The sequence below is a fragment of the Glycomyces buryatensis genome (assembly GCF_004912275.1).
GTDB classification, from domain to species: Bacteria; Actinomycetota; Actinomycetes; order Mycobacteriales; family Micromonosporaceae; genus Glycomyces; species Glycomyces buryatensis.
The window spans coordinates 27,088-47,099 of record NZ_STGY01000037.1 but is presented as its reverse complement, the minus strand read 5'-3'; the positions used below and the strand labels follow the sequence as shown (position 1 = coordinate 47,099).

At 68.6% G+C, this 20,012-nt stretch carries 10 protein-coding genes; 5 read left to right on the top strand and 5 right to left on the bottom strand.

Going from position 1 to position 20,012, the window contains the following annotated elements:
- Positions 1-98 precede the first annotated feature (98 nt).
- On the top strand, positions 99-3,950 hold the full coding sequence (locus FAB82_RS09080) for a tetratricopeptide repeat protein (RefSeq protein ID WP_136534226.1): 3,852 nt from the start codon (positions 99-101) through the stop codon (positions 3,948-3,950).
- A gap of 152 nt (positions 3,951-4,102) precedes the next feature.
- Entirely contained in the window at positions 4,103-7,969 is a 3,867-nt protein-coding gene (locus FAB82_RS09075; protein WP_136534225.1) for a tetratricopeptide repeat protein, read from the top strand.
- A 44-nt stretch (positions 7,970-8,013) separates the two neighbouring features.
- Here FAB82_RS09075 and FAB82_RS09070 read toward each other — a convergent pair whose 3' ends face one another.
- Complete coding sequence (locus tag FAB82_RS09070; protein WP_168801506.1) at positions 8,014-11,136, bottom strand: glycoside hydrolase family 3 protein; 3,123 nt, start codon at positions 11,134-11,136, stop codon at positions 8,014-8,016.
- A gap of 134 nt (positions 11,137-11,270) precedes the next feature.
- On the opposite strand from FAB82_RS09070, the gene FAB82_RS09065 reads away from it, so the two are divergent.
- On the top strand, positions 11,271-13,874 hold the full coding sequence (locus FAB82_RS09065; RefSeq protein ID WP_136534223.1) for an Hsp70 family protein: 2,604 nt from the start codon (positions 11,271-11,273) through the stop codon (positions 13,872-13,874).
- Entirely contained in the window at positions 13,871-14,317 is a 447-nt protein-coding gene (locus FAB82_RS09060; RefSeq protein WP_211116478.1) for an SRPBCC domain-containing protein, read from the top strand. The genes FAB82_RS09065 and FAB82_RS09060 overlap by 4 nt, the downstream gene beginning before the upstream one ends.
- 90 nt (positions 14,318-14,407) lie before the next feature.
- Here FAB82_RS09060 and FAB82_RS09055 read toward each other — a convergent pair whose 3' ends face one another.
- The 4 genes from FAB82_RS09055 to FAB82_RS09040 all read right to left on the bottom strand — a co-directional run bounded on the left by FAB82_RS09055 (position 14,408) and on the right by FAB82_RS09040 (position 18,479).
- Entirely contained in the window at positions 14,408-15,433 is a 1,026-nt protein-coding gene (locus FAB82_RS09055) for a chaplin family protein (RefSeq protein WP_136534222.1), read from the bottom strand.
- Positions 15,434-15,825: 392 nt separating this feature from the next.
- Positions 15,826-16,284 (bottom strand): hypothetical protein, encoded by a 459-nt coding sequence (locus FAB82_RS09050; protein ID WP_136534221.1) that lies wholly within the window; start codon positions 16,282-16,284, stop codon positions 15,826-15,828.
- Between the two features lie 369 nt (positions 16,285-16,653).
- Entirely contained in the window at positions 16,654-17,631 is a 978-nt protein-coding gene (locus FAB82_RS09045) for a DUF368 domain-containing protein (protein ID WP_211116477.1), read from the bottom strand.
- 113 nt (positions 17,632-17,744) lie between these two features.
- Positions 17,745-18,479, bottom strand: coding sequence for a DedA family protein (locus tag FAB82_RS09040; protein WP_136534220.1), 735 nt, complete (start codon positions 18,477-18,479; stop codon positions 17,745-17,747).
- 384 nt (positions 18,480-18,863) lie between these two features.
- Between FAB82_RS09040 and FAB82_RS09035 the strand changes: the two genes are divergently transcribed.
- The gene (locus FAB82_RS09035) at positions 18,864-20,012 is read left to right on the top strand and encodes a flagellar basal body-associated FliL family protein (protein WP_136534219.1); all 1,149 of its coding nucleotides are present in this window, start codon (positions 18,864-18,866) and stop codon (positions 20,010-20,012) included.

Here is a 20,012-nt window from a genome sequence, read left to right as displayed (position 1 = left end):
AACCGCATGCGGCCCAACCCCGGCCCGCCTCCCAACGGCAGATGCGTAGGGTCGCTGCGACACAACCGACTGGACGGTCGCCCATATGATTGGGCGCCATGGCACCCCCCGAAATCCCGGATGCTCCTCGCCCTGCCGAACCAGTAGGCCCCGAGCAGCTGGCGTCCGAACTCGACCTATTGATTGCCGATGCGGTGTGGGCCTTCACATCCCGGCAGGACGACACCGTCGCGGGGGAACTTGCCGCACTTCTCGACCTCCATAAAGACGATCTGGACGTGGCCCGTGCCGCTCGGGCACTGCTGTGGCCTCACCCTGACGAGTACGATTCCTTCGACGAGGAGGAGGCCAACTGGCCGACCGGCATGGTCGACCTGGCGGCCGCGGTCTTCACGGCGTCGGCCGCTGCGGCCGGCGCCGAAGGCGACCCACTGGGTCAGGCCGATTCCCTGGAGCGGCTGTACTTCCTACAGGCCAACTTCGGTCGGCATGAAGCTGCGACCTGCATCGCGGAACGCGAAGCAGCCCTTGCGGGGCGCATGGCCGCCGAGGACTCGGGCGTGTGGATCCCCCGTCTCTCCGATGCCTTCTGGAGGGCCGCCAAGTCCACGGAGTCGTCATCCGAGCCCGCCGCCGCGATCGCGCACTCCGAACAGGCGATGCGGGTGGACGAGCACCGCTCGCGGGAGTGGGCACCGAAACAGCGACTCGGCTGCCTCGATGAGGCCTACCGACGACACACCGATCTCCTGGCCCGCGCGGAGGATTTCGACGCCGCGCTCTATCAGTCACAGCTGCGGCTGAACCTCTACGAATGGCCCGGCGGGGTCCACTACAACGCCTTGACGCACGCCGCCGCGCTCGACCAGTACGCCCGCGTACTCACCGACGCGCGCGGCGGAAACGAACGGGCCGCGCTCCCGGTGCAGCAACGCGCGGTGGACATCGGTTTGAAGGCCGCCAACGACAAGGAACGCAATGTCAACCATGTGTTCCGCAGCTCGATGCGCCGAGTGAAGAAGTACCGGACCAGCCTCGAGAAGCACGGATACCACGTGGAAGCGGTCGCCGAATGCGAGCGCGAAGTCGAAATCGCGCACCGGTTGTCCGCCGTGCACCAACGCAACAGCACCCTTCCGGCCAGCACCATCCACAAGATCGCCAGCTGGATGCGGGATATCGGCCGATACGACGACGCCGTCGCATGGGCCGAGCGGGCCGTGCAGGCCTGGGCGAGTCTCCCGCCGGCCGAGTCGCCGCTCAAGGGCGAACAGAACGCGCTCCGGCTGGTGCAGCAGTGCCTCGACGCGGTCGGGCGGAAATCGGAAGCCGCCCACTGCGTCAAGCGGAGGGCGCTGGCGGCACTGCGCACCGCCACCGCGTCCTCCGAACTCGGACTGCAATCGGCCAAGGCGCTCTGCACTGCCACAGTGGACCTCGACCGGCTCGAGAACCAGCGGGACGCGCTCAAGTACTGCGACATGGAAATCCTGCTGCGCGAGGAACTCTCCGCAGCAGGTCACCCCGATGACGACGGCCTCGCGAACGCGCTGAACAACCGCGGCCTGTTCCTGAACGACCTCGACCGCACCTCCGAGTCCCCGGCCGACTTCGAGCGGGCGATCGATCTCTACGAGTCGCTGCGGGAAGCGACTTCAGGCGACGAGCCCGTCCCGCACACCGCGAACCTGTCCGACGTCCATTACAACCTGGGACATGCGCTCATCAAGCTCTACGACCCCCAGGCGGCCGAAGCGCACACGCGGCGGACGGTGGCGCTGGAGGAGGAGCGGGCCGCCGCCGCCCCGGACGACCCGAACCCGAAGCTGGCCCGGGCGCTCGACCTCCTCGGCGCAGCCCAAGACGACCTGCACGACTTCGACGCGGCCATCGAGAGCCGGCGCAGGTCCATCGCGATCTACGAGCAGGCCGGCAAGACCGTGGATGCCGCGAAGGTACGCGGGAACCTCGCCGCCGTCCAGCTCAATGGCGGCCGGCTCCGGCAAGGCGTGGCGACCGCCGCATCGGTCGCCGCCGAATACGAGCGCCTCTATGCCGAAGACCCCGATGGGATCCGCTCCTCGCTGGCGAGGACGTACGGCAATCTCGCCCCGTTCCGCAGGCATCTCAACCAGTTCGAGCAGGGGGTGCAGGACGCGCGCCGAGCCCTGGAACTGTGGACCGAGGAGCACGAGCACTCCGCCCACGGATGCCTGGACAAGGTGGCGTCGGCGCACCGGAAACTGTCCGACGCGCTCGCCGCAGCGGGCAAGAAGACCGAAGCACTCGACCACACTCGGCGCTGCGTCGAACTCGGCGAGCAACTGCTGGCCTCCGACCGCTCCCTCCACCTGGAGAACGCCCAACTCGCCCTCGACTCGCACGCGAGGGCGCTGGCCGACGCCGGACTGCCCGAGGAAGCACTCGCGGTGTCACGCCGCGCCACCAGCCTCGCCGAGGAATTGACCGCACTCCACCCCGCGACCTTCCGCGACAATCTCGAGATCTGCCTGAACAATCTCGGGAACTTCCTGGCCGAATGCGAGCAGCACCGGGAGGCTTTCGAGGTCACCCGACGCTGCGTCCGGATTCGCGAGGAAATGGAAGCGGCGGAACCGGGTCTGCACCGCCGGGACCTGGCGACGTCACTGTCCAATCTGGCCCGCCGTCATTGGTACGTGGAGGGCTACGAGGCCGCGTTGGAGACCTCGCTCAGGGCCACCGCGCTCGCCGAGGAGCTGTGCGCCGAGGACCGCGAAATGCACCTGGACGTGCTGGCGAAGTCGACAACCGCGCAAGTCACGTACTTGGACCAGCTCGAACGGTACGAGGAGGCCCTGGAGCTGTCGCACCGCGCCGTGGCGCTCCAGGAGGAGCGCGTCGCGAACCAGGAGGTCGGCGCCCTGGGCGACCAGGGTGATGCGCTGGCGCGACGCATCGAGCAGCTCTTCAACCTCGCCAGGGGCGATGAGGCCGTCCCCGATTGCGAGCGTCTGCTCAAGGAACGGGGCGAACTCGGCAGGCCCGAACTGATCGCCTATCCGGAGGGCCTGCTCTCCCGGGCACTCTGCAAGCGCGGCTACAAGCTGCAAGAGGACGGCCAACGGCTGGAGGCGGCCGAGGCCATCGAACGTGCCGTGGCGCTCGCCCGGTCGGCGGCCGAGCGCGATCCGGAGCATTGGCGGGAGCAGCTTCGGGGAACCCTCTCCGATCTGTCCTGGATTCTGTGGCAGGTCGGCAGACGCGCCGAATGCCTCCAGATCTCCGAGGAGTCGCTACGCCTGGCGGAGGAGATCCACACCCCGGACAATCACTTCGGATTGGCGTCCAGCCTCGACTCGTACGCCTTCGAGCTCGGGGAGGCCGCCCGTCTCGAAGAGGCCCTGGAGTTGTCCCGGAGGGCCGTTCCCATGTGGGAGAACCGCCTCGCGCTCCAAGACTCGGCCACGCGGCGCTTCGACCTGGGCTGGTGCCTTCGCCACGTCGCCCGCTGGTCCGCCGAGCGTGACAACGCCGCGCCCGAGTATCTCCCGCAGTCGACCAGAGCCGTGGAACTGCTGCGGTCGGCCGCCGATGACGACGACTGGTACAGAGGCCAACTGGCAGAGTGCCTGATCGACCATGCCAAGCGCCTGGACGATGCCGGACAGGATTCCGAGGCGACCCGGTTCGGTGCGGAGTCGATCGCGATGCTCAGGGACCTGACCGAGACCAATCGGCCCTTGCATCTGGAATACCTGGCCAAGGCGCTGCGCGAACACGCGCCGCGCCTGGCCGCCGCCGGGCACGAGGCCGCGGCCCGCGATGCGGCCGCCGAATCGTTGCGACACCTACGGGAGCTCCACGCCGGACTGCAAGACGCCTTCGGCGATGACCTCGACCTGTCCCTCGAAACGGCGATCCGCCTGGACGCCATCGAGAATCCCGACCGCGAGACGGAGGGGGTCTGATCCCGATCGATTGGGATCAGACGCCCTCGCGGTCCTGATCCGTACCCGGGAGATCCTCGACGAGGTCATCGACACGGCACGCCTGCCAACGGCGGCCGCCTAGGATCGCGGAGACGCGGCCGACTGGACCGTCGCCCATATGATTGGGCGCCATGGCGCCCCCCGAAGTCCCCGATGCTCCCCACCCTGTCGATCCCCTGCTCCTCGAGCAGTTGTCCTCCGAGCTCGACCTGTTGGTCTCCGATGCGTTGTGGGCCGTCGAGTCCAGGCAGGACGACACCGTCGCGGGGGAACTGGCCGCACTCGTCGACCTTCGCAAAGACGATCTGGACGTCGCCCGCGCCGCCCGGGCGCTGCAATGGCCCCAGACCGACGAGGACGAGGCCTACGACGAGGACGTGGACTGGCCGACCGGCATGGTCGACCTGGCGGCCGCGATCCTCGCGGCATCGGCCACGGGGGCCGTAGCCGAAGGCGACCCGTCGGGCCAAGCCGATTCGCTGGAGGAGCTGTACTACCTTCAGACCAACTTCGGGCGGGATGAGGAGGCGACCCGGACCGCGGAACGCGAAGCGGCCCTTGCCGAGCGCATGGCCGCCGACGACGCGGACCTGTGGATCCCCCGTCTCTCCAGCGCCTTCCGGAGGGCCGCCAATTCCGCGGAGTGGGCCTCCGGTCCCGCCGCCGGAATCGCGCACTCGGAGCAGGCGATGCGGGTGGACGAGCGCCGCTCGCGGAGCTGGACTCCGAAGGATCGACTCGACTGCCTCGATGAGGCCTACCGGACGCACGCCGATCTCCTGCTCGGGACGGGGGAGCACGACGCCGCGCTCTACCAGTCGCAGCTGCGGCTGAACCTCCACGAACGGCCCGGCGGGATCCACTACGACGCCTACAAGCACGCCGCCGCCCTCGATCAATACGCCCGCGTGCTCACCGCCGCGCGCAACGGAAACGAGCTGGCCGCGCTCCCGGTGCTGCAACGCGCGGTGAACATCGGCCTGGAGGACGCCCAGGACGAAGCACGCAATGTCAACCGTGTGTTCCGCTCCTCGGTGCACCGGGTGAAGCAGTACCGGATCGGCCTCGAGAAGCACGGGTTCCACACCGAAGCGGTCGCCGAATGCGAGCGTGAAGTTGAAATCGCGCACCAGCTGGCCGCCGTGCACCAACGCAACAGCACCCTTCCGGCCAGCACCATCCACCAGGTCGCCAGTTGGATGAAGGAAGTCGGCCGAACCGACGAAGCCGTCGACTGGGCCGAGCGGGCAGTGCGGGCCTGGGCGGCGCTCCCGCCGGCCGAAATCCCGCTCCAAGGCGAGCAGAATGCGCTGCGGCTGGTACAGGAGTGCCTCGAAGCGGTCGGGCGCAAATCCGAAGCCGCACAATGCGTCAGGCGAAGGGCGCTCGCGGCCCTGCGCACGGCCACTGTGTCCTCCGCGCTCGGACTGCAATCGGCCAAGGCGCTCAGCGACGCCACAGCGGACTTTGACTGGATCGAGAATCCCCGAGACGGGCTCAGATACTGCGACATGGAAATCATGCTGCGCGAGGAACTCTCCGCAGCCGGACACACCAACGACGACGACCTCGCGAACGCACTGAACAATCGCGGCCTGTTCCTGCGCGACCTCAACCGGGCCTCCGAAGCCCTGGCCGAGTATAAGCGGTCGCTCAATCTCTATGAGCCGCTGCGGGAAGCGGCCCTGGGCGAGGAGTCCGACCCGTACGCCGCGGAAATTTCCGACGTCCATTACAACCTGGCAGGGTCGTTCATTCGGCTGTACGACTACCAAGCGGCCGAAGCGAACGTGCGGCGGGCGGTCGCGCTGGAGGAGGAGCGTGCCGGCGCAGAACCGGACCGCCCGAACCCGAAGTTGGCCCGGGCGCTCGACCTCCTCGGCAGTGTCCAAGGCGATCTGCGTGACTTCGACTCGGCCATCGAAAGCCGGCGCAGAGCCGTGGCGATCTACGAGCGGGCCGACAACGCCATAGATGCCGCACGGGTACGCGGGAACCTCGCCGCCAACCAGCTCAATAGCGGCCGCATCCGCCAAGGCGTGGCGACCGCCGAGTCCGTCGCCGCCGAATACGAGCGGCTGTACGCCGAAGGAGCCGAGGACCCCGAGGACCCCGAGGGCATTCGCTCCACCCTGGCCGAGACATACGGCAATCTCGCCTCATTCCGCAAGCGCATCATGCAATTCGACCAGAGCGTGGCAGACGCACGCCGAGCTCTGGAACTGTGGACCGAGCACCATGAACGCTCAGTCCACGGGTGTTTGGATGACCTGGCGTCAGCGCATCAGAATCTGGCCGACGCGCTCGCCGCCGCCGGCAAGAACGACGAAGCGCTCGAGCACAGTCGCCGCGCCACCGAACTCGCCGAGCAACTACTGATCTCCGACCGCTCCCTCCACCTGAAGACCGTCCAACTCACCCTCGACTCGCAAGCGAGGGCGCTGGCCGACGCCGGGCTGCACGAGGAAGCGCTCGAGGTGTCGCTGCGCGCCACCGGACTCGCTGAGGAGATGGTCGAATTCGGCCCCGCGAATTTCCGTCGAAATCTCGCGGGGTGCCTACTCAATCTGGGCAACTACCTGACCAGCTGCGGGCAGCACCAGGAGGCCTACGAGGTCACCCGGCGCTGCGTCCAGATTGATGAGGAAATGGACGCGGCAGAACCGGGGATGCACCGTCAGGAGCTGACGAAGGCACTGGCCAACCTGGCCCGCCGCCATTGGGGCCTGGAAAACTACGAGGCCGCGCTGGAAGCCTCGCTCAGGGCCACCGCGCTCGGCGAGGAACTGTGCGCCGAGGACCGCGAAATGCACCTGGGCGTGCAGGCGAAGTCGATGACCGATCAAATCGCGTATCTGAGCCAACTCGAACGGTACGAGGAGGCCCTGGAACTGTCGCACCGCGCCGCAACGCTCCATGAGGAGCGCGTCGCCAACCAGGAGGTCGACGCCCAAACCGACCGGGTTGGCGCACTGACAATGGGCATCGAGCAACTCTTCTTTCTCTCCAGAGGCGCCGAAGCCGTCGCCGATTGCGAACGTCTGCTCGAGATGCGCAACGAACTCGACAGCCCCGAAGTGGCCGCCCATCTGGAGGCGAAGCTCGCCGAGGCACTCTCCAAGGGCGGCTCCAAACTGCAAACGGCCGGCAAACGGCTGGAGGCAGCCGAGGCCATTGAGCGTGCCGTGGTGCTCGCCCGGTCGGCGGCCGAACGCGATCCCAAGAAATGGCGCGAGCTCCTGCGGGAAGTCCTCTGCGATCTGGCCTGGATCCTGCCGCTGGTCGGCAGGCGCGCCGAATGCCTCCGGATCACCGATGAGTCGCTGCGCCTTGCGGAGAAGCTCGCCACCCCCGACGATCGCTACGGCCTGGCGCTCAGCCTCGACGCCCACTCGTTCGAGCTCGGGAAACTGGCCCGTCTCGACGAGGCCTTGGAGTTGGCCCGGAGAGCCGTTCCCATGTGGGAGAGCCGCCTCGCGCTCTGCGACCTTGCCGAACGTCGCGTCGACCTGGGCTGGTGTCTTCGCCACGTGGCCCGCTGGTCCGCCGAGTTCGGCGAGGACGCCGCCGAATACCTTCCGCTCTCGACCAGGGCCGTGGAGCTGCTGTGGTCGGCCGCAGCCGATGACGACTGGTACGAAGACGAACTGGCGCAGTGCCTGATCGACCATGCCAAGCGGCTGGACGACGCTGGACAGGACTCCGAAGCGGCCCGGTTCGGCGTGGAGGCGATCGCGATGCTCAGGGACCTGACCGAGCTCAATCGGTCTGTGCATCTGGAGTACCTGGCCAAGGCACTGCGCGAACACGCGCCACGCCTGGCCGCCGCCGGAGACGAGGTCGCGGCCCGCGTTGCGGCCGCCGAGGCGTTGCGACACCTCAAAGAGCTCGACGCGGACCTGCCGAACGTATTCGGCGATGAACTCAACCTGGCTCTCGAAGTGGCGACCCGCCTCGGCGCCATCGAGGATCATGACCGAGAGAAGGAGGGCGTCTGACCCCGATCGATCGGGGTCAGACGCCCTCGCGGACTCTCAGACGATCAGCGGCGCAAGCGGATCGTGTCCACATAGATGCCGCCGGCGCGGAAGCGCAGATAGACGTTCTCGACGCCTTCCGCGCCCACCAGCGGGGCCTCGACGTCCACGAACTTCTGGAGGTCGCCCGTGATCGGGACCGTGACCTCGGCGAGCAGTCGGCCGTCGGCCCCACCCGCACGGACCTCGATCACCGGATCCGCCAGGTTGGCCCAGGCCGCCGACGTGGTGGCCGTGCGCAACTCGATCGCCGTCGCCCCGTCGAGCTCGACCTTCGTGAAGCCGACGTGGTCGCCCGCACGGCGCGACGCCACCGAGTGGTAGCCGCCCTGCCTCGCAAGGGTATTGAGTTTGGAGACCTCCCAATAGGTCACGCCCTGGGCGATGGTCGCCTTCTCCCAGACGTTCTGGGTCGCGGACAGATCGAGCGAGCCAATGGTCTCGCCCTCGATGGCGATCTCGGCCGCCGTGGCGCCGCGCTCGGGACCCACGAAGAACACGTAGTCGCCCGACTCGACGACCCGCTTACCGCTCACCACGTCCCACACGAACAGGTCGGCCGGGTCCACAGTGATCTCAACCCGGCGGGTCTCGCCGGGGACGAGGTCCTTGACGCGGGTGAACGCAGCGAGCTGCGGCCGCGGCACGTCCCTGCCGTAAGTGGAGCCATTGTGGTGGGAGTAGACCAGGACGACCTCGTCCGAGGTGCGCTCGCCGTCGTTGTGGACGTTGAATGCCAAGGTGAACGGCTCGTCCGCGCGGACCGAGGCGGGCGCTTCGAGACCGCTGTACTCGATGGTGGTGTAGCTGAGCCCGTGGCCGAAGCCATAGACCGACGTGGTGTCGGAGTAGCGGTAGGTGAGCCCTGCCGAAATGACGTCGTACTCCAGCATGTCGACCTCGTTGACCCGGTACTCCTCGGTCTCCGGTCCGGGCTTGGGAAGCGAATCGAGGTCCGCCAGCCAGGTCGAGGTGAGCCGCCCGGCCGGGGAGTAGTCCCCGAACAGGGCCTCGGCCAGCGCGGTCCCGGCCGCCTGACCGGCGTGCGAGGTGTAGACGATCGCGCCGACATTCGCGTCCGAGGCGATGTCGCCGATCGCGAGCGGGTACGAGGAGACGACCACGACGACCGTCTTGCCGGGCTTGGCGGCGGCGACCTCGCGCACCAGGTCGCGCTGGCGCGCGGCGAGGTCCAGGCCGGGGCGGTCGTAGCATTCGCGGGCGTTGATGAGCGGGTGGTTGCCGACCATGACGACGGCGTAGTCCGCTTCGGCCGCAATCGAAGCGGCGGCAGCCGGGCCGTCGGAGACGAGGGTCTCGCTGAGGACGGTGTCCACCTCGCCCTTGGAGAGCGGGAGGGAGCCGTCCTCGGCGAGGCGGACGTGGAAGGGGCCGTCGGGCGGGGTGTTGGTGTGGTTCATGCCGAACAGCTCGACCTGGCGCTCGGTCGTACGCGCCGCGGCGGAGTCGACCGGGTGGTAGTGGAAGTTCTGGAAGGTGAACCAGGCGTTGGCGTCTTCCATCTCGGTGTCCTTGGCGACCAGAACCGGGCCGCCTTCGCCGGTGGCGCCGGCCTGGTTGAGGAAGGACGCCGGGCCGTCGTGTTCGGCGAGGAGGTTCGCGCTGACGTACTCGCCCGAGGCGACGTTGCGGAACATGTACTGGTCGTGGGCCCAGTCCCAGACCTCGAAGGTCTCGGTGTCGCCGACGGTCTTCGCGCGGGCCACCAGGGCGGCTTTTTCGCCGACCTTGACGAACCTGTCATCGCCGTCGTGGTCGACCGACCAGGCGACGAGATCATTTCCATTGTGGTGGACGACGTTCGCGTCGCCGAGACGCTCGCGGATCGCCTGGAGCGGGGTGATCCGGTCCTCGACCAGCGGGCTGTAGTAGTCGCGGAGGTTGAGGTCGGAGAGCGGGCCGAGGACGGCGACCTTCGCGGCGGCGCTGGGAGTCCCGGCGTCCAGCGGGAGCAGGTCCTCGTTCTTGAGCAGGACCAACTGTTCGCGGGCGGCCTGGAGGGCCAGTTCGCGCGACTCGGGAAGCTCGTGCGCCCGCTCGGTGAGCTCGATCCGGTTGTAAGGGCACGCGTCTCCGTCGAGCCGACCGGTGCCGACGAGGAAAGTGAGCCAGTCGCGGGTGGACTGCTCGGCGTCCGCCATCGTCAGGCCGAACAGGCCGCGGCGGACCGCTTCGGCGGCGGCGGAGACGAACGGCAGCTCGGAGCCGTCGTGGAAGTGGGTCTGGCCGGCCTTGAGCATGAGACCGCAGGCGTAGACGAGGATCTCGTCCTTGTCGACCTCGCGCCCCTCCTCGGCGGCCAGCGCCTTGGGATAGGGGACGTCGCCGCCCTCGGGGGACTCCCACGTGTCCCAGACGGCGCCCTTGGTGGTGTTGAGGTTGACCCCGTCGAAGCCGTCGGGCAGGAACATGAATCCGCCTGGGGCCCATTCATTCCGGAGCAGATCCAGCAGCGGCGAGATGATGGAGGGGACGCCGTTGACGAGGTTGTAGGACGTCATCGCGCCGAGCACGGCGCCGGCCTCGACCGGCTTGCGGTAGGGGACGGCCTGGAACTCGTGGAGCGCGCGGACGCCCATCGACGCGGAGGTGGAGTTGCGGCGCAGCTCGTGGTTGTAGGCGAGGTAGTGCTTCATCTGCGGCAGGACGCGGACGTACTCGGGGTCGCGGCCGCGCAGGCCCCAGGCGTAGGCGGTGACGAGCGCGCTGACGTGGAGCGGGTCCTCGCCGAAGCCCTCCTCGAAGCGGCCGGCGAGGGGGTTGGAGCGAATGTCGGCGACGGGGCCGAAACCGGCCAGGGCCTCGGGGTCGCGCTGGCGCATCTCGGTGGAGACGACCTCGCCGATGCGCTCGAGCAGGTCGGTGTCCCAGGTGGCGCCGAGGCCGATGGCCTGCGGGAAGAGGGTGGCGTTGGGAAAGTGGCCGGAACCGTGGAGGACCTCGGCGAACCTGTTGGAGTGGGCCGGGAGGGTGTAGCCGTCGGCCAGGGTGGTCTCGGGGATGCCGTTGAGGCAGGCGAGCTTCTGCTCGTCGGTCATGAGGGCGAGGATGGCCTCTACTCGCTCGGCCACGGGCCGGGACGGGTCGAGGTACACGGGTGAGCTCATCGGCATCCGATCGGTCGGTGACAGTCCTCCAAGACCTTACGACGTATGACCCAACAAATCCAATCCGTATTCGAGCCACGTGCACACGGTGCTCACGGGTGTTCGGTCATCGGACGTTCGTTACGCTTTCCTCCATGAACCGTCCCCTCGACAGTGCCATCGACAGTGCCAACGGGAGCGCCCTCGGTATCGACTTCGGGACCTCGCACACCATTGCGGTGGTCCGCCGCGCCGACGGGAGCGTCCGGCCCCTGCTCTTCGACGGTTCCCCGCTCATGCCGTCCGCCGTCTGCGTCGACTCCGGCGGCGGGCTGCTCGTCGGGAGCGATGCCGTGCACGCGGGCCGCCGCCACCCCGAGCGCTACGAGCCCAACCCCAAGCGCCACCTCGACCGCAGATCGATCCTGTTGGGGGAGACCGAGTTCCCGGTCGTCAACCTGGTCGGCGCCGTGCTGCGGGCGGTCGCGGTCGAATGCCGCCGGGTCGTCGGGCCGCCGGGCGAGGTCACCGTCACCGTCCCCGCCGATTGGGGGCCGGCTAGGCGCCAGGCGATCATCGACGCCTCGGACATCGCCGGGCTCGGCCAGGTCCGCCTGGTCCCCGAGCCGGTCGCCGCCGCCACCTACTACGCCGAGATCCTCAAGCACCGCATGTCCATCGGTTCCTCCATTGTGGTATACGACCTGGGCGCGGGCACGTTCGACGCGAGCGTGGTACGCCGCAGCCCGAGCGGTTTCGACACGGTCGCCCTCGACGGCCGCAATGATCTGGGCGGTCTCGACATCGATGCCGCCCTCATCAACCACCTCGGCGAGACCTACGGCGCCCACGAGGGCTGGAGCCGCCTCGTGGGCCCCATGACCATCACCGAGCGCCGCCACTTCCGCGAGTTCCAGGACGAGATCCGCAGCGCCAAGGAACGCCTGTCCCGCCACCAGCAGGCCGACATCGCGATCCCGATCCTCGACGTCGAGGCGCACCTGACCCGCACCGAGCTGGAGAAGATCGCCGAGCCGCACCTGGAACGCACGATCCAGGTCACGCAGGGCGTGATCCGTTCGGCCGGACTGGATCTCGCCCAGAGCGCGGGCCTGTTCCTGGTCGGCGGCGCCAGCCGGATGCCGCTGGTCGCGACGATGCTGCACCGCGCCCTCGGCGTCCCGGCGACCGTGCTCGACCAGCCCGAGGTCGTCGTGGCCGAGGGCAGCGTCCTATGGACGGCGGCCGCCCCGAGCGCCACCCTCGAGCTGGGCCGGTCGGCGAATCCGGTGCCCGCGGCCGAATCCGCGCACCGCGGCGAGTCGCCGCTCGGTACGCCGGTGGTCTATTCCCCCACCTCGGTCGGGACGCCGCGGCAGAACCCGGCGCCGACCGAGACCGCGCAGTACCGCCCGGCCCCGCCGGTCCAAGCGCCTCCGACTGCCCAAGTCCCGCAACAGCGTCCGGTTCCCGCTCACGAGACTGAGCCGACCTTCCAGACCGCCCGATCCGAGGGGGTCGGTTCGGCCTCGACCGCCACCACCACTCGGCCACCCACCACGTCCCCCGGGCGGAACCTCCCCCCGGTGGCCGACCCGGCACCGCCGCCCCCGGAGACACCGCCCCGCACCGAAGCCGAACGGGGGCGCCGAAAGAAGATCAGCCGACGCGTCGTCCTAACGGTCATCATCGTCGACATCCTGCTCATCGCCGTCCTCGTCTTCATCTTCGGCCCGGACAACGAGCCCGGCGACGGCACCGAAGACGACACCGGCGACTCGGACGGCTACATCGCGGGCGACATGGTCTCCGATATCCCTGCCGCGCACGACGCCGCGATCGGCGCCTTCGCGAGCATCGAGACCGACGCCGGCACGATGCTGTTCTCGGCCGGCTCCGACGGCATGGTCAATCAGTGGTCGCTGGAGAGCGAGGAGCAGGTCGACGAATTCTCATTCGACGTGAACGTCAGCGGCCTGTGGGCGACCACCGACAATGAAGGCGTGCCGGCCATCGTCGCCGTCAATGAGTCCTACGAGGTGTCGATGTGGGATGCCGAGAGCCAGGTCTTCACCGAATACGGCCAACCGGCGATGGCGCAGTCGGAGGAGGGCATCGACCGGGTGTCCGTCGGTCTCAACGGCGGCGCACCCGCAGTCGTCACCGTGAACGACTCCGGCTACGAGATTTACGACATCGAATTCGAGGAGACCTGGGAATCGGGTTCCTTCCCGGAGGGCTACGGCCGCCCGAACATCGCCTTTATCGATGACTGGGCCACCATCGCCGTCATCGACGGAGAGGGCCGGATCGTGCACACCTACGAGGGGGAGGCCGACTCCGAGAGCGGACTCGGCCCCGACGACGAGTACTGGACCGAGACCGACACCGTGAAGGGGTTCGGCGTCGTATACGACGACGGGGTGCCTTACGGGATGCTCTACAGCGGCATGGGCACCCTCCACCTCTGGGACCTCTCGGTCGGCCAGCCCTCGGGGCACGCCCCGACGTCCTACGACGACATCTCGAACCGCTATGTCCGCGAGGTGATCTCCTACCAAGGGGAACCGGGCCTGCTGTGGCTCACTTCCGAAAGCTATGCCGGGGCCCAGTTGATCGGAAGCGTCGAGCCCGAGGACAGCATCTTGTTCGGCAACGGCGATATCACCGGACTGAACAGTGTGACCAAGGAAGATGGAACCGTTCTCGCCGTCACCGGCACGTCCGAAGGCGATATTCAATTCTGGAGTTTGGGATGAGCATGTTCGAGCACCGCATTGAGACGACCGCGCACCTTTCCGGCGCCGCGCATGAGGTATGGGCGGTCCTCACCGACTTTTCGTCCTATGGGGACTGGAACCCGTTCATCATCTCGCTCAGCGGGACCCCGGCCGAAGGAGAGCGGCTCGAAGCGACGTTCCTACAGGCGAACGGCAAGGAGAGCCAGTTCAAGCCGATCGTCCTGCGGGTCTCCCCGGCCAGGCAGCTGCGGTGGCTCGGCAAGCTCGGCCCCGGCGGGCTGTTCGACGGCGAGCACTACTTCGTGCTGAAGCCCGCCGAGGACGGCGGGACCGACCTGGTCCACGGCGAGCGCTTCACCGGACTGCTCGTCCCCGCCATGAAGGGCCTCCTGGCCGACACCGCGAAGGGCTTCACCTCGATGAACGAGGCCCTGGAGGAGCGCGTCAAGTCGGTCCGATGACGACGATAGTTCGATCCTCAGCGACACAGACGGCTCGCGCCGCGGCAGAAGCCGCGGCGCGAGCCGCTATCCATCGAAACGGGTTTTGGTCTAGAGGACCCCGGCCAGGGCGGCGGTGTCCGCGACGGTCGCGGTGGCCTGACCAGCAACGTCTTCGGAGGTGACGTTGCTGTCCAGGAGACCGCCGGCGAGGCCGGCGGCGACCGGGAGGCTGTCCACGGGGAGAACGCCGGTCGCGGAACCCGCGGCGCCGGTCACGGCGTCGAGGCCGGGAACGCCACCGGTGGGCAGCTGCTCCTCGTTCACGTCGGCGTTCGCGGACTCGGTGGTCGAGGCCTCCTTGTGGCTGCCGTGGTGGTGACCGTGGTCGTCACCGGCGTTCGCGTCCGAGCCGCCCTCGCACGAGGCGTAGGCCGAGCCGAGGACGGCGACCGAGTTGCCGCACACGTTGATCGGGGCCTGGACCGGAGTGAACAGCTGGTTGCCGTTGCCCAGACCGGTGTTGCCCTGCGTGGTCAGGTCGCCCGAGCCGGCACCGTCGTAGTCGGCGTCGGCGCCGCCTTCGCAGTCCGCGCCCGAGGCACCGCCGACGGCCGCGGCATTGCCGCACACGTCGATCGGGGCCTGGATCGGGGCGAGCAGCTGGTTGCCCGACAGCGCGCCGAGGTTGCCTTGCGTGGTGACGTCGTTCGCCGAGCCCGACTCCTCGATCGTGGCGTTCGAGCCACCGGTCGACCAAGCGTCGGAGGCGCCGCCGACGGCAGCGGCGATGCCGCTGACCTCGGTGGGAACCTGCACCGGCGCGTAGGCCTGGTTGCCGTTGCCCAGACCGGTGTTGTTCTGCGTGGTCAGGTCGCCGCCGGGGCCGGAGAAGTCGGCGTCGGCGCCGCCCTCGCAGCCCGCACCCGAGGTGCCCAGGACCGCGGCGGAAACGCCACAGATGTTGATGGGCGCCTGGACGGGCGAGACCACCTGGTTACCCGACACGGCACCGACCTGGTCGGACGTCGTGACGTCCGGTCCCCAAGCCTGCGCGGTGCCGGCCCCGGCGACGAGGACGACCCCCGCCGCTGCGAAACCGGTCTGTGCGGTCTTACGTGCCCATGAGTTGCTCAAGGATCTTTACCTTTCAGGGAAATCGATCTTGCTCTTTCATCACGTATCCCCCGTGAAGCTCCATGGATCCAATGGCTTTTGTGCGTTCAGGGATGGCGAGCTGGGGGCTCGCCTGAACGGGGTGCGATTGAAACCGGGAGAGTTATGTGTGTCGGTCGACGGGACGCCCGGGACCGGGCCCTTGGCGCCGGGCGTTCCCATCATCCGTAGTGTCGGCCGCGGCCCGGCGACATTGCGCCGCCCGCGTCCGGAGGTTTTCTGGCAGTGCGGCTTTCGCCGCGTCGGTCACGCCCTCGACTACTTCGCCGGGCGGGGCCGGAGGTTCTCACCGAGCGGAGCGGACTCCGCTGCGGCGAGCAGCGCGGTCCGCCTCCGAAGAGGCGGGGCGCCGTTTAGAACGGGAGCGGGACCGGGAGTCCGCCGCCGAGGTCGCCGAGCAGGTCGCCGACCGGGCTCGAAGCAGGCGCTTCCGCCTGGCCCTGACCCTTGTCGGGCTTGACGTCCGCCTTGACGTCTGTCTTGTTGTTGGCCTTGACGTCGGTCTTGTTGTCAGTCTTGACGTCGGTCTTGTTGTCGGCCTTGACGCCGGACGCCGGAGCGCCCTGGTCAGGCAGGACCGAGTCGAGGCCCGGAACGGCGCCGGTCGGGATCGCGTCCAGACCGGGAACCGCGCCGGTAACGGTGTCGGCTCCGGGAACCGGAAGCCCCCCAAGCGCCTCGGGAGTCGTCTGGACCAGGTCGGACCCGGCCGCCTCGACTCCGGAGTCGGCGGCCTGAGCGGCCGTCCCCGCGAGCAGCAGAGCCCCCGTGGCGATGCCTCCGATGAGGCCCGCCGTACGCACAGTGCGCATATCCATCTGCTTGATGCCTTCCTTCGGACCGCCCGGCTCCAGTTGTGCGCGCTGGGGAAGCAGCGCAGCACAAACCGCCGTGCGGTTCAAGATCTCTGATTGTCAGTGGCCCAGGAGCGGGACGAGGCGACTTGAATGCCCGTCTCTGCGGCTCTCAGCCGCGACCGCACCGACTGGATCGTCGGCCGGTCGAGAACCGCTTGCGCTGTCTGGTGAACCGGTGACACTTCCGGTTCCCGGCTGCGACGGGTTCCTGACGCAGCCACCCTGACTAACTGGAGAGGCGCGGGTGCGGTTACGCCCGGACGCGAAGAAATTCGAAAAAATCGTCTTCTTGGCGCCCGGCGGGCACCCACTGTCGCAAATGTCCTACTTGGCGACGTTCTTGTGCTGCTTCGATTCCCAGATCATCGCGGACAGCACCAGCGCGGCGCCCACGAGCGTGAGCAGCAGCGGGAGGACGATCGAGCCCGACGCGGCCTGGAGCGCGCCCTCCTCGCTCTGCCAGGGCCACAGGGACCGCAGCGAGCCGATCATGAGGCCGGCCAGGACCGCCATGGTCGCCTGTCGGCGGTGGTGCAGCAGCCACTGGAGCAGCTTGACGAAGGAGCTCAGGCCGACGATCGCGCCGAGACCGAAGACTGCGATGAAGGCGAAATTGCGGTCGTGGAGGGCGGCCTGGACCGGCACGTACAGGCCCATCGCCAACAGGACGAACGAACCCGACACGCCCGGCAGCACCAGTGCGTTGATGGCGACGGCCGCGCCGAGGAACACCAGCCACAGCGGCGGGTCGGCGATCTCGGACGGGGGCAGTCCGGTCAGGAAGAACGCGGCGACCGCGGCGACGGCCACCAGCACCCCGTCGAGCACGCCGAAACGGTTCGGCATCATGCGCAGCGGCACCGCGATCGACACCAGGATCATGCCGAAGAACAAGGCACGCATCGGCACCGGATTCGACTCCAGCAGCGGCGCGATGGTGTTGAGCGACGCCAGCAGCACCACGACCATGCCGACGCCCACCGGCACCAGCAGCGGCCAGTCGATGCCCTTGAGCGCGCTCAGGCCCGCGGCGGTGCCGGTGCGCCGCACGATGCCGGAGACCAAGGTGCGCACCGCGTGCAGCAGTTCGCCCGCGGCATCGATGAGGTCGTCGTAGAGGCCGACGACCAGGGCGATCGTGCCGCCGGAGATGCCGGGCACCGACTCGGCGGCACCGACCATGCCGCCACGCAGCGCGTTGAACGGCGCCTTGCGCCAAGGGGTTCTGGGTCTCGGCGATCCGGCGCCCGAGGCCGGATCGATCGGGACCGGGCCGTCGGAGGTGGAGCGGTAGATCGTCACGTCGCGAGCATAGTGCGCGAAGTTGAGAGGCAGCTGCGCTCATCCGATCGACCCGGCCTCGGGGCCGATCGGCCACTCGACCGATCGGCCCGGGCCGCTTCCGGAGGGATCCGCTACTTGACGCGTTGCAGGATGACGGTGTCGGTCGGGGTGCCGGCGTCGTCGCTCGGGCCCTTGCGGATGCGCTTGATCACGCGGGCGATGACGAACCACAGCAGCAGCGCCGCAATGACGCCGAGGACGAAATTGCTGAGCAGCCCGCTGTACTCGGTCAGGATCGGGTCGATCCGGGGTCCGAAACCGAAGCCCAGGCCCACCCAGATCCCGTTCCACAGCACCGAGCCGGTGAGGGTGTACAGGGAGAACTTCCACAGCGACATCTTCTCGATCCCGGCCGGGATCGAGATGGCGCTGCGCACCAGCGGAACGCACCGGCCGACGAAGACGGCCACGCCGCCCCAGCGGGAGAACACCCGCTCGCCCAGGTCGAAGTCCTTGGTCTCCAGCAGCGGAATCTTCTCGAACAGCCACCTGGTGCGCTCGCGCCCGAAGTAGTAGCCGGCGAAGTAGTAGACGTAGGAGCTGATCATCGAGCCGACCGCCGCGCACAGCATGATCAGCCAGAAGTTCATCTTCCCCTCGTAGGCCAGGTAGCCGGCGACGGGCAGGATCAGCTCGGAGGGGACCGGCGGGAGCAGCGACTCGATGGCCAGGGCCAGTCCGACGCCGATCTCGCCGAACTTGTCGATCAGGTCGAGGACCCAACCGATGAATCCGCTGTACTGCTGGGTGTCGGTGGGGCTCTCGGCGGAGGCCGCCAGCACCGATGTCGCGCTGAGGAATGTCATGGGAAGAGAGTAAGGGGAGCGGTCCGGGCCGCGCCTCGGTCGCCCGGCTGAATCAGCGCGGCGCGCATCCGTCGGACGGCCGACGGGCCCGTCCCGGTCTCTGTCGGCCGATCGGCAAGGGCCGGAAAGTTTCTGTCGCTCGATCGAAACCCGCCGCCGGATTTCTATCGGCCGATCGATGGGCGGGGCCCGTTTCTTCCGGTCGATCCATATCCGCCCCGCCCCTGCCTCTCAGGCCGCCACCGGGTGTCGCGGAATGTGCAAGGCCGGGCCATACTTAGTGGTAATTCGCGCTTCTTACGCATCGCACGACCGGCTCGGCCGGGCAGTGGTGCGTGGGCAAATGGTTGGTGCGCGCTAGCACGCATAGGGAGGAGGGTCTCGATGAGTCGCACGGTCGGTCCATACCGCGATGTCGCGACCGCTCGCGTCGAAGGGGCCTACGAGCTGTGCGAGGGCGTCGATGACTCGGGCCATCCGGTCCAGATCCTCACCCTCGGCTCCACCTCTTCGAAGGACCCGGCCCGCCGCGGACTGCTGTCCGACACGGTGGCCTGGGCCTACGCGACCGCCGGTCCCGACGACGCCCCGATCCTGGTGGCCGACCTCGATGCCGAGCAGCCCTACGTCGTGGTCCTTCGCGATACGAATCTTCGCGGCGCCGACCGCATCCTGGACCGACTCCTGTCGATGGGCCCGGCGACCGGTCCGCTGCCGGTGGGCCCTGCCGCGGCCGCGCAGCGCGCCGCCGCCCAGGCGCAGCAGTCCGCACCGCCGCTCTCCCCGACCGGCCCGGCGTCGGCCCCGCCGACCCCGCCGCCGATGTCCCCGCAGGTCGTCATTGCCGCGCCCAAGAAGCCCTCGCAGCTCAAGCCGATCCTCATCGGCGTCACCAGCGTCGTCGTGGCAATCGCGATCGCCGTCGGCGGCTGGCTGATCTGGACGAGTCTGGCCTCCGACGACTCGAGCGGCTCGCTCCCGGCGTCCGAGACCTCCGAGACGGCGGCGGCCGGCGGGAACGAGCAGGCTCCCGAGGGCGTGGCGGAAGACGCCCCCGAGGACGAGGAGTCGCCCGAATGGAACGAGAACGCCGCCTCCGAGTCCGTGTCGGGCGCCAAGTTCGCCGATAGCCGGGAAGGCGAGGTCCAGGCGTACGAGGGCTGGCCGGTGGCCTTCCGAGTGCCCGGCGGCTTCACCTGCGACGCAATGGAATCCTCGGCGGTGTGCGCCGGACCGGACGGCGAGTCGACGGTCACCGTCGGCTGGGAGCCGTGTCAGGGCAAGTGCACCGACGCCGACCGCGCGATGCTGCGCGAGGCGCTGCCGTACCAGCCGCTGGCCGAGTTCGGCGGCAACTCGGGCTTCGCCGAGCGCACCCAGGTCTACGGGTACTGGCGGGCCTCGCTGAGTGTCTTCGCCGAGACCGATGAGAGGGTCGTGCACGTGTCGGCGACGGCCGACGTCCTCACCGAACGCACCGCCGACGCCCAGAAGATCATCAACGACGTCTTCAACCAGGCTCAGTCGCTTTAA

Coding starts and splice junctions, on each gene's coding strand:
- FAB82_RS09080 (WP_136534226.1), top strand. CDS start 99: ATGGCACCCCCCGAAATCCCGGATGCTCCTCGCCCTGCCGAACCAGTA.
- FAB82_RS09075 (WP_136534225.1), top strand. CDS start 4,103: ATGGCGCCCCCCGAAGTCCCCGATGCTCCCCACCCTGTCGATCCCCTG.
- FAB82_RS09070 (WP_168801506.1), bottom strand. CDS start 11,136: ATGAGCTCACCCGTGTACCTCGACCCGTCCCGGCCCGTGGCCGAGCGA.
- FAB82_RS09065 (WP_136534223.1), top strand. CDS start 11,271: ATGAACCGTCCCCTCGACAGTGCCATCGACAGTGCCAACGGGAGCGCC.
- FAB82_RS09060 (WP_211116478.1), top strand. CDS start 13,871: ATGAGCATGTTCGAGCACCGCATTGAGACGACCGCGCACCTTTCCGGC.
- FAB82_RS09050 (WP_136534221.1), bottom strand. CDS start 16,284: ATGCGCACTGTGCGTACGGCGGGCCTCATCGGAGGCATCGCCACGGGG.
- FAB82_RS09040 (WP_136534220.1), bottom strand. CDS start 18,479: ATGACATTCCTCAGCGCGACATCGGTGCTGGCGGCCTCCGCCGAGAGC.
- FAB82_RS09035 (WP_136534219.1), top strand. CDS start 18,864: ATGAGTCGCACGGTCGGTCCATACCGCGATGTCGCGACCGCTCGCGTC.